The sequence below is a fragment of the Methanomicrobia archaeon genome (assembly GCA_016930255.1).
Lineage (GTDB): Archaea > Halobacteriota > Syntropharchaeia > Alkanophagales > Methanospirareceae > JACGMN01.
On record JAFGHB010000016.1, the window covers coordinates 1 to 10,556 of the forward strand.

Here is a 10,556-nt window from a genome sequence, read left to right on the forward strand (position 1 = left end):
ATCCTCCTTTACAGAAAAAGAAAGAAAAGAGGACTCATAAAAACGAATACATCGATGTGTAACCTTTTTTGGTTTACTTAACAGGTACTGAACCGGGGAAAATACGCAATCTGAGCATTATACACAAATATTCCATAAAAATTCCAACTCAGTGCTTGCGATCGGAGGTCAAAGGCTTAATAGGCCAAAGTCCCATAAAATATCTAAAGAGACATGTGCAAACGTTTACGTTTTCAGCGAAACCATAAAAGGTGGACATTTTACGTTCTCCAGTTCCTTGATCTTATTCATCGACGAATCCATCTCTTTTTCCTGCAATTACGACCTTAATACCGGGGGGATTCCAACGTTGAGTCTGCGATATTCAAAAATTTTCGATCGCTTATCCATCGATCACCCCGTGGATATGTTGACCTCTTGGGGTGGCCGCGTTTAACATGGTGTAAAGAAACCGGGGAAAATGGAGATGTTCAGGGATGATGCTGATTTTACGCCCGGAGCGGTCGTGAATCCATTGCGATACTCAGTGCAGTGACCGAAAATCGGGGAGATTATCGTACCGCTATGCTGCATCGAGAGAGGATTGAAATTAAAGATAGTCGTTTTCCCTGATTTTCGAGAAACAGGGTATCGAGGAATCTGCGTGCTTAACCGAAGATATTATATGGCAAACCAGTGTTTTACCGGCTTTGCTCCTAAAGCCAGGGAATCGTGTGGCCTCAGGAGCAAAGCCACAAAACCGAAAACCTTTTTAAGTAGCGAATTACATAACTATGCATGTCGGGTAAGCCGCCATTTTACCTCCGCTTTTACCCGCCTCAGAAGAGAAGCATACATACAAGCAACTCGGCGCTGGGCGCTGCACCGCCCCGCGCGGGCTTCTTGCTGCTCTCTGTAGACACAACCCCCCGCCGCAAACTGCCAGGGCGCCGGGCATCGCCCGCCGAGCCACATGGACGAGATAACACGACTGATAAAGGATCTGATACGGTTGCTTCAAACGATCGCTGAAGCTGACGCTGAAGAAGAAGATTGTTGTGAACTCTTGGAAAGCGCGAACATGAGCGAGATAAAACGGGAGTTAGGCCCGTGGTTCATCGCTGGTTATCCGCTTTACCAGGGGTCGTAGCATAGCGAAGTTTCTTTTTTGGAGTTGCATTAGTTAAAGCAAAGAAACGGTAAAACTATCTCAAGAAAAAAGAAAAGCTTTTATCCTTTTCTTTAAGCCTCATCAACAAACACCATCAACAGAGAATTTTGATTTACCCCTGTTATACCCCACCACATAAATACCTTTGTGTCAAATTCTGCTATTTTTGGAGGTTTTTCAAAATCCTCAACACAGTATTATAGCCTTTTTCTCCACTAGCTAGCTATTTATATTCCAATAGCCTTGTGAGTAATAGGAAAAAGCCAAGGATGGAAAACAGTTTCACCGCCGTCTTTCAAAAGACGGATAAATGGTGGGTGGCCTTTGTCGAAGAGTTGCCTGGTGCAAATACGCAAGGAAAAACAATTGATGAAGCACGGGAGAATCTCAAGGAGGCTGTTGAACTTATACTGAAATCAAACCGTGAACTGAGTAAACGTGAGTATGCAAATAAGGAAGTCATTCGAGAGGAGTTACGGATTGCCGTACCATGAAACGGCGGCGACTCATGAAACATCTCGAAACTCACGGATGCGAATTATTACATGAAGGCAGAGATCATACGGTGTATTATAACCCGGCGAAAAGCAAGACCTCCACAGTGCCACGACACGCCGAAATTGACGATGCGCTGGCAAAGAAGATTTGCAAGGATTTGATGATTCCGAAAGTTTGAAGGTTCTTTCAAAAACATCTTTCAAGCAAGCATCTCTTTCCACAACTCAACTATCTCTATTTATTATCTGTGTAAGGACTTACAAAAAGCTAAAAAAGAAAAGGAGAGGTTTGGCTGGAGTTATTACTCCTTTGAAACCATCACTTCGGACGCTTTGATCACCGCTTCTACTTTATTGCCCTCTTTGAGCTCGAGATCTTCCACCGCCTCTCTCGTGATCATCGAGGTTATCGTTGCGGGCCCTGCGATCTCGATCTTGACCGAAGCGGCAACCTCACCTATCTCTAGCCCCTTTACCACGCCTTTAATTCTATTACGTGCACTTAACGGCATTTGTGTTCTCACCCCCGAGTAGTAGATTTTTTCCCCATTCTTAAAAACCTCTCGATGAGACAAAAGCGAAACCTTTTTATTACGAATGGTTTTATGTTACATATCGATAAGCTGTTAAAGTAGGTGCGAGGTGAAAAGGTGAGGTGCTTGAAAGAAGGAGAGGTCAGTTAGGGGTTGTACTAGGCTTATGCGCTTTTTTGCTCTTTTTCACGCTTCCCGTGCAGGCGTACACGACAGAGGTACATGTAGCAAAATATGCTCCTGATGGGACGACGATACTCAATGAAACCACGGTGAACTACACGTGGATGAGAGATAACCTGCCCGTTATGGATGAAGCGAACCTTAACGGAACTAAGTATACGCATCACTACTTCCAGGGGCCGATCTTCCCGGGAGAATGGGAAAAGATTCACCCCAATGAGACGTGGAACTACGATGAGGATAGATGGAATCCCGAGGAAGACGTGAACGTATATACCAGGGATTACGGCGCGGTTGCCGGGACGAATGTCAGAGATTTATGCGATCTGGTAGGGGGCATGTTGCCCGAGGATGTGGTGATGATCAAGGCATCTGATAATTTCTCCAAGTACTTCCCCTGGGATGATGTCTATAACTATGACTCACAGCCTAAGCAGGGCCCGATGGTTCTCGCCTGGTATAACGGTGAGGAGAGTATTACTGGTGAGCATCAGGGCGTTGGGTATCCCGACACCGGTTATTTTACGGGCATGCGGCTCCACTTCTTTGCGGACAACAGCACAAACCCTCAAGGCTGGCATGCATTCGGCGACTGGGACATGCACGAATACATGGAGGAAGAGTACTGGCACTACTACTACGACTCTACGGAAGGTTTGATGCCATCCTCAAGTGGGCTATCCGTGAAATATATCAGTGCTATCTTGATATACACGGCAGAGATAAAACCAGACCTCATCGTGACCGCGATTGACACCCCCGACGAGATTTACAACGGCACCTCGAATATCATCAGTGCAACAATCGAGAATATCGGAAATAAGAGCACGGTCGAGCCATTCAACGTAAGCCTCGATGATGGCAGTGGCGTTGTAGATACCACCATCGTGGATATTGGCGGGCTGGGTGCAGGAGAGAACATCACGGTGAAATTCCTGTGGACTCCCGCGGCTCCAGCCGATTACATGCTCACCGTCACCGCAGATTCGGATGGCGTTGTGGATGAATGGAATGAGACAAACAACCAGACGACCGAAGGGATAACGGCAATCCCCATCCCACAGACCGATCTCGTCGTGACCACGGTTCACGATGGAGATGCTTTTATCGATGAGCCCAACGTGATCTTTGCACTGATAAAGAACAACGGCGCTGATGCGCACAGTTTTAATGTATCCCTCGAGCTTGACGGTGAGCTGAAAGACACAGTGTTTATACCGATGCTGTACCTGCGGGAGACGCAACTGGTGGCACTCGATTGGACGCCAACGACAACCGGGCAGAAGACGGTGTACGTCACAGTCGATTGTGATGGCGATGTCGCAGAATCTAATGAGACGAATAATGTGACGAGCCAGCTCGTGGATGTGACGAGCCTGACAACGGTAAACGTCGGTGATGGCGAGAGCATACAAGCTGCTATTAACGCCGCATCAAGCGGAACAAAGATACTCGTTGCCGGTACACACAACGAGCAGGTAGTGATTCCTTCTGCCAAATCCGCGATACGGCTGATTGCAAATGGGACCGAGGCCGAGATCCATACTGACAATTCGGGAGACATCATCAAGGTCGAGACAACCGATTGCTGGGTGCAGGGACTCACGATACATAGCACCTGGAATAAGGACGATGAGGACGATGATGAGGATTTTGCAAATTATCCCGGCGCGGGAATCAACATCACCGCCAATTCATGGAACGTGATTACGGACAATTACATCTACAATTCTTCGAGTGGTGTGAAGCTCTACAGCTCATGCAATCTGTTCAGGAATAACACAATTGGCGATACCGAAGCCGGGCGCGATTGCCGCCGGCTGATGATCATCTCCGGCGATTGCAACGAGATCGTGAAGAACGTATTTGACGGCAACACCGATAGACATAATTGGGTACTTGGTGGCGTATTAAATTATGCAGCAACGAAATATCGAGTTGACACGTACGCACCTGCAAACGGTAATCTCGTGCGCGACAACACGTTTAACGTTCGAGGATTTTTTTCGCCCTTTGTTGTATTCGGCGGGGATCAGAATCTTGTCTTCAACAACGACATCAATGACACGGTAACCATCAATGTCGCACCGGAAAAACTGAACTGGTACTGTGTGGATAAGGTAGCGGTAGATATCCCGAAGACTGGTAACATCGTTCATGGCCCGTTCTATGGCGGGAATTACTGGAGGGGATATACGGGGACGGACAGCGATCAGGATCTGCTCGGTGATACTGCGGTACCATACAGAGGCTACGATGCGCATCCGCTCATACAAGCGACGTGCGGTGATGTGAATGCTGATAGCGATGTAACGGTTTACGATACGACGCTGTTGAAACTTTACATAGGTGCAGTTCCTGGCTGGGAGCTCGGAAGCGAGTGGGCAAGTGATGTGAACGGCGATGGCGATATAACGGTTTACGATACGACGCTGTTGAAACTTTACATAGGTGCAGTTCCTGGCTGGGAGTTGAATTGTTGCGGAGAGTAAAAAACTAAGCTTTTCCTGGTTCACTCTTTTGGGAGCAAAAAAGAAAAGATGAAGGTAGAAGGAGGAGATAGGAGATAAAGGAGCGGAAAGACGAGAAGAATAGGAAAGAAGGTCAAAAGGGAAAGGAAAGACTTTAGTTAAGGTTTTAGGAGGTAAAAAAGAAAAATGGAAAACAGAATAGTATTGTCTAGTGTATTGGTATTGACGCTGTTTGCAGTTACTGCAATTCCCGTGGCATCAGCGACTGTTTACTATCTGGTCCCCGACGATAGTGGTGTAGAAGGCTACGGCAACACGATCCAAGTGCAGCTACGTCTCAATGCAACTCAAGAATTTCAGACTGGGAAGGTGACTATTATGTACGAATCGTGTGCCGCTGTAGAAGGTTTTACATATGACTCGGAATGGGAATTCAAAACCCCCCCTGCGTCGTATCCTGGTGAGTACATAATAACCTTCGGCAATGAGGATGAGTATGGCTTACCTGTGAATCTAAATGCCGGCAATTATCTCATTGGCACTTATACGATCCAGTGCAACTCTACGACTCCCTGCGTGACTGACTTACTTTTCGTCAGTAGCTCACCGCATTCATCAACGTGGGCATGCGATTTAGCGGCTCTTGGTGTTCCACACGTTCCATTCACAACAGACAATGGGACATTCGCCTGCACAGCACCACCGGAGCCGTTCAGCAAAGACCTCGTCGCAGGCTGGAACCTGATCTCGCTGCCGCTTCTCGCGGACGATATGACCGTTGCGAACATAATAGACACGTCATTGAGCGGCTCGTACGATGCACTCTTCCGGTACGATGCAGGAACGCATGCCTTCGTGCAACTGGCTTCGGGCGATACGATGGCGAACGGCGTCGGGTACTTCATTCACATGACAGCTGCGGACACGTGGAGTTACACTGGCGGTGCATACACGTCGATGAACATTGATCTTTCCCAGGGCCTGAACATGCCCGGGTGGCTCAACTGCACAAAAGACATAACGGATGGTCTGTCTGCTATTGACGGCGGCTACAACTACGTCGCACGCTGGAACGCCACGACGCAGGAGTTCGAGACCTTCAACCCGGTCGCACCGAGTGTCTTCAACGACTTTTCTGAGCTCGAACGAGGCGAAGGATACTTCATCAGCGCAAAGACCGCAGGAACGATCACCGAAGCGTGCTGATACTGGTAGGAACGAACGTACGTGAGATGGAGCTGGGACACTACATACTGCTGTTGCTCTTAGGTGCGCTTCTGCTCTTCACGACCGCATCTGTGAGCGCGCAGCCACCAGAGCCGTTCGTGATCGCCGGGTACGTCACCTACGAGAACGGCTCGCCCTGCAACAACCCGCAGGTGAACATCACCAATTTGAACACGAGTGATACGTGGCAGGCCGAAGCCAACCAGAGTTCCAATTATTATCAGCTCGTGCTTGCGAACGGCACGGACGTGAATGCGACTGAGCAGGTGCGGTTCCAAGCTTCTGGGGCGGGCAACGAGCAGTCGCGGCAGATAGTCTATACGGTAACCTCAGACGATATAGCCCGCGGCGGACTGTTCCCTTACAATCTCTCGCTCGTTGAACCGTATCGGCAGACGTGGTACTTCACCGCAAACGAAGCTTCAAGCCCGCCGCTCTCGACCCTTGCCACGTACAACAGGACCATGACAAAGGGCGTGGAAGACGGCGACACAACCGTGACCCTTGCACCGGGCGAGTGCGTGTGGTTCTACACCGATGAGGTGGCTAATTGCACGGTGACGTTCCCCGCGGGCATCTGGGACGTGAGCTACTGGGTGAAGGCGTTGGCTCTAAATGAATCAAGCACGCTGTATACCAGGCTTCAGAGCCTGACACCCGATGGCGCGAATACCACCATTACGGAAAACGCGAGCTTGATCAGCTACACAGAGGGCGCGCTCCATGAGATCGATCTCGCATTTGCCACGGCGGGTTTCAGCGTCCCGGAAGGGGGTCTGTTAGCCCTCGCGCTTTGTTGGCCCGCGAGCGCACAGGGCAATCTGGAGATCCATTGCAATCCGCCAGGGCAGCACGCGAGCAGCGTTACCTCGCCTTCATCTGATCCCGGCTTTCCCGTGCCCGAACTGCTCTCGGTACTGCTCCTCGGCCTGGGGCTGCTCGTGCTCCTCGGGCTCTGCGGGCTACGGGGTAAGCGACGGCACGGGTAAATGAAGCCCGGCCCGAGCTGTATACTCCGCTCTGAATACGATATTCAAGCCGCTTATGCTATGCTCGGTCCTGCTCTTGACGGTAAAAGCGAGGGTCGCTGAGGGCTGCTCCTCACCACGAGGCACATACATACCTGAAGGTTGTTCCGTTCCCCCGCACCATACATATCCGAGCGAGTAGATCGCGTGCCGGAATAAAAAGCGGAAATAATATATATCGAATAGCGTTATACTACCTATCGATGGGGTGCTGTACTGAATGACGAACCGAAGAAGAGAGATGATGGGGCTGCTAGTTTGCATTTGCGTCGCGCTGCTCTGCGTCGTGCCTTCCGCACAGGCTGCGACCACGCAGGTGCATGTGGTGAAGTACGCCGCGGATAACGCGACGATCCTCAATGAGACGACCGTGAACTACACATGTATGGAGGCAAATCTGCCGGTTCACGGAGATGGTGTAACCCATTACTACTTCCAGGGACCAACCTTTAGTGAGAGCGATCCGTGGAATCCTGATGAAGACGTGAACGTAGAGAGCAGGGATTACGGCGCCGTGAAGGGCACGAATGTCAAGGATTTATGCGATCTGGTAGGAGGGATGTCTCCCGGCGATGAGGTGAGGATCACGGCAACTGACGGCTTCAACAAGTGGTTCGGATACACGAACGTCTACGAGCCGCAGCCCAGACAGGGACCCATTGTGCTCTGCTGGTATAATGGCGAGGAATCTATTACCGGTGAGCCTCAGGGAACCGGATATCCCGACATAGACTATTATAATGGCATGCGTCTCATCTTCTTCGCCGATACCAGCACCAATCCCTGGGGCTACCATTGCTTTGGTGACTGGGATATGCACGAGTGCCTGGATGAAAAATACTGGCATTATTTCGATGGGATATGGCCATCCTCAAGCGGACTATCCATAACGTGGGTGGATACGATAGCGATCTACAGCACGATAGAACCACCCAAACCCACACCAACTCCGCTGCCATCGCCGTCGCCCTCACCCTCGCCTCCTGCCAATCTGCCAAATGAGTCTTCTCGTACTCCCGCATCTGCACCGGACGATACCGGTACAAAAATCCCTTATTGGAGCGTGATAGTGATCGTACTCGTTTTAATTCTCATTGGAGGTCTTATAGCGGTGAGGGACGAATGGAAAAGAAGATGATGATGACCGTATCGCTCGTTATTGTGGTATGCATAGCAACGATTGCGCACGCGTACGCGCAAAGAACGCCATTCATGATCTCCGGATCGTTTTTCGATCGCAATGGTAACCCGTGCAATGCACCACGGATACATATAACAAATCTCAATACGGGTGTGGCCTGGGATGCCAGGAATGCTTCGACATCTAACTATTACCAACTCATACTTACCAATGGCGACGTCAGTGCGGGTACTATCTTACAGTTTAACGCGTCTGGATGCTCATGCGCACAAACGATCAATCACACGGTAACGCAGCAGGAAATGGAGGCGGGCGGCATATTTGACTTTGATATTGATAAAGTTCATAATGTCTCTCTCTCAACAGACTACGAGGATGCGATAAACGGTATAAAGATTACGACAGCACAGGGCACGGTCGTTAATGCTACTGAGAAGCTGACGATTGGGAACAATCATGTACTTTATTACAAGGTCAAGAACGGGGTGCATTACGATGAGAACGTGAACATAACCGTAAAACTCGCGAACTCAACAGTAAGCCACACGATTGCTACACACACTTGGAATTTATCTGCTGGTGACGAGCGACTAGGCGCGGATCTCTGCAACACCACGGAACTTGGTCTCGACGCGGGCAGCTATATGATCATAGTAAACGCGAGCATCAGCGACGATGTGAGCCCTGCGGATAATGAACGGACAAGAGACGTTACATTCAAAGAGCTGCCTCATATTGTCTATTACTCGCCGTCAGAATCACTGGTTAACGATTCCTGGGGTATTGGCGTGGATGTATCACGAACGTTCAGCATCAGCACCGATCAAATCGTGGACGTCAGCTGGCTGATTAATGGAACTGAAATGCAGACGAATACGAGTGTTACTGATGCCTCGTACACGGCCACGAGTACTGAAATCGGGCTCTGGAACGTATCGGCAGTTGCAAGCAATCAGAACGGAACAGCGATGCACACATGGCTATGGAGCACGAGTAGGAATCCCCTGCCAACTATCACGCATTATGATCCGTATTACAACGACACCTTATCAACATCTATGGTAATCAACGCTGAAAATGGGGCGAGGCAATTCAGCATTGTGGTTGACCAACTCGTGAATGTCAGCTGGCAGATCAATGGAACCGAAGTGCAGACGAATGCGAGTATTACCGAGGCGTCATATACGAACCGGAGTGCAAAGACCGGGATATGGAACGTTTCGGCCATCGTATACAACCAGAATGGGACTGCTATTCAGACATGGACGTGGTATGTCAATATCTCTTTTCCGGTTCACAACGTCGATACCGCTCAAAGTTTCCCAACCATACACTACGCGATATCCCATGCAGATACTGAAAACGGGAGCACCATTATCGTTGACCCGGGAAATTACATCGAGAATGTGCATGTTACCAAGTCTTTGACGCTCCGTTCCACGTCCGGTAATCCCGAAGATACAACTATTCAGGCTGCGGATCCCGATGATCATGTCGTTGCGGTAACGGCGGATAATGTGAGCATAAGCGGCTTCACGGTAAAAGGTGCGACTGCAGAACAGCGGGCGGGACTAACCCTCAATGGTTCAGATCGCTGCACCATCTCTGGTAACCATGTCGTGGGGAACTGGTACGGCATCCATTTGCACCATTCGAACAACAACACGATCTACAACAACCACTTCGCCAATACGAAGAACGCAGGGGATGACGGCGGAAATATCTGGAATGCCACGAAAGTAAACGGAACGAACATCTGCGGCGGCTCCTGGCTCGGTGGCAATTACTGGTCGGATTACGCGGGAATGGACTTAACTGCAGACGGACTGGGAGACACTCTAGTTCCATACACTGCTGGTGGCGCTATAGCAACTGGTGGGGATTACCTACCGTTGACCCCGGTTTCCAGCGGAACGGTTCACAACCTGGACTCAGGTGAGAACTTCACCACGATACGGGACGCGATATGCAGCCATAATACCGTAAATGGAACCACAATCGTCGTCGATCCGGGTATCTATACCGAGAACCTGGAGGTGAACAAATCAGTAACGATTCGCGCAACTTCTGGAGATCCTGCAGATACGATCGTTCGTGCGGTCAATGCATCACTGCACGTCTTTGCAATACGGGCAAACAACGTGAATATCAGCGGGTTTACAATAGAAAATGCTACTGCTGCTGCGGGTATATACCTCGCCAACGTAGAGGGGTGTGCCATCAGCAACAACAACGCTATGGAGAACGATTATGGGATATATCTGGATCGCGCAGAGCATATCTCGCTTGCTGGGAACACCCTGACCGGAAACCGGTACAACATTCG

Annotated in this window: 9 protein-coding genes; 8 read left to right on the forward strand and 1 reads right to left on the reverse strand. The window is 49.8% G+C overall.

Annotated features, from left to right (window positions below; genetic code table 11):
* The first annotated feature begins 952 nt into the window (after nucleotides 1-952).
* The 3 genes from JW878_02480 to JW878_02490 all read left to right on the forward strand — a co-directional run bounded on the left by JW878_02480 (nucleotide 953) and on the right by JW878_02490 (nucleotide 1,826).
* On the forward strand, nucleotides 953-1,129 hold the full coding sequence (locus tag JW878_02480; GenBank protein MBN1761934.1) for a hypothetical protein: 177 nt from the start codon (nucleotides 953-955) through the stop codon (nucleotides 1,127-1,129).
* Nucleotides 1,130-1,419: 290 nt separating this feature from the next.
* Complete coding sequence (locus JW878_02485; GenBank protein ID MBN1761935.1) at nucleotides 1,420-1,644, forward strand: type II toxin-antitoxin system HicB family antitoxin; 225 nt, start codon at nucleotides 1,420-1,422, stop codon at nucleotides 1,642-1,644.
* Nucleotides 1,641-1,826, forward strand: a complete 186-nt coding sequence (locus JW878_02490; protein MBN1761936.1) for a type II toxin-antitoxin system HicA family toxin — start codon at nucleotides 1,641-1,643, stop codon at nucleotides 1,824-1,826. Before JW878_02485 ends, JW878_02490 begins: the two co-directional genes overlap by 4 nt.
* Nucleotides 1,827-1,949: 123 nt before the next feature.
* On the opposite strand, the gene JW878_02495 is transcribed toward JW878_02490, so the two are convergent.
* Nucleotides 1,950-2,159, reverse strand: coding sequence for a TOBE domain-containing protein (locus JW878_02495; GenBank protein MBN1761937.1), 210 nt, complete (start codon nucleotides 2,157-2,159; stop codon nucleotides 1,950-1,952).
* Nucleotides 2,160-2,302: 143 nt separating this feature from the next.
* Between JW878_02495 and JW878_02500 the strand changes: the two genes are divergently transcribed.
* The 5 genes from JW878_02500 to JW878_02520 all read left to right on the forward strand — a co-directional run.
* On the forward strand, nucleotides 2,303-4,855 hold the full coding sequence (locus tag JW878_02500) for a hypothetical protein (protein MBN1761938.1): 2,553 nt from the start codon (nucleotides 2,303-2,305) through the stop codon (nucleotides 4,853-4,855).
* Between the two features lie 165 nt (nucleotides 4,856-5,020).
* Nucleotides 5,021-6,040, forward strand: coding sequence for a hypothetical protein (locus JW878_02505; protein MBN1761939.1), 1,020 nt, complete (start codon nucleotides 5,021-5,023; stop codon nucleotides 6,038-6,040).
* On the forward strand, nucleotides 6,034-7,050 hold the full coding sequence (locus JW878_02510) for a hypothetical protein (GenBank protein MBN1761940.1): 1,017 nt from the start codon (nucleotides 6,034-6,036) through the stop codon (nucleotides 7,048-7,050). Before JW878_02505 ends, JW878_02510 begins: the two co-directional genes overlap by 7 nt.
* Before the next feature lie 259 nt (nucleotides 7,051-7,309).
* Entirely contained in the window at nucleotides 7,310-8,227 is a 918-nt protein-coding gene (locus tag JW878_02515) for an argininosuccinate synthase (protein ID MBN1761941.1), read from the forward strand.
* Nucleotides 8,212-10,556 (forward strand): hypothetical protein (locus JW878_02520; GenBank protein MBN1761942.1); only part of this gene is annotated, 2,345 nt, incomplete at its 3' end. The genes JW878_02515 and JW878_02520, both read left to right, overlap by 16 nt.

Coding starts and splice junctions, on each gene's coding strand:
- JW878_02480 (MBN1761934.1), top strand. CDS start 953: ATGGACGAGATAACACGACTGATAAAGGATCTGATACGGTTGCTTCAA.
- JW878_02485 (MBN1761935.1), top strand. CDS start 1,420: ATGGAAAACAGTTTCACCGCCGTCTTTCAAAAGACGGATAAATGGTGG.
- JW878_02490 (MBN1761936.1), top strand. CDS start 1,641: ATGAAACGGCGGCGACTCATGAAACATCTCGAAACTCACGGATGCGAA.
- JW878_02495 (MBN1761937.1), bottom strand. CDS start 2,159: ATGCCGTTAAGTGCACGTAATAGAATTAAAGGCGTGGTAAAGGGGCTA.
- JW878_02515 (MBN1761941.1), top strand. CDS start 7,310: ATGACGAACCGAAGAAGAGAGATGATGGGGCTGCTAGTTTGCATTTGC.
- JW878_02505 (MBN1761939.1), top strand. CDS start 5,021: ATGGAAAACAGAATAGTATTGTCTAGTGTATTGGTATTGACGCTGTTT.